This is a genomic window from Bradyrhizobium sp. Kon58 (assembly GCF_055807455.1).
This window is the reverse complement of record NZ_JBVVOT010000259.1, coordinates 1-330: the sequence shown is the minus strand read 5'-3', so window position 1 is coordinate 330 and position 330 is coordinate 1. Positions and strand designations below refer to the sequence as shown.

General features: G+C 63.0%; 1 pseudogene. It reads right to left on the bottom strand.

The window, feature by feature from the left end:
* Positions 1-283, bottom strand: a pseudogene (locus tag AC0L20_RS40380) (aldehyde dehydrogenase family protein); the annotation flags it as partial.
* Between the last annotated feature and the right edge of the window lie 47 nt (positions 284-330).

The following is a 330-nucleotide window of genomic DNA, read 5'->3' as shown; positions in this document are numbered from 1 at the left end:
CTTTTTCGATGAATTGCGGTTCGGCTTTCATGATGTCGGCGAAGAAGATGTTCGGCGACTTACCCCCCAGCTCAACGGTGGACGGAATGATGTTCTCGGCCGCCGCATGCATGATGTGCGAGCCCACTGGGGTCGAGCCGGTGAAGGCGATCTTGGCGATGCGCTTGCTGGTGGCCAGGGCTTCGCCGGCTTCCTTGCCGAAGCCGTGCACCACGTTGAGCACGCCGGGCGGCAGCAGGTCGCCGATCAGTTCCATCAGCACGTTGATCCCCAGCGCCGTTTTAACGCCCGCCTACTGCACAGCGCTCTTACAGGCGGACGGGGCCGGCC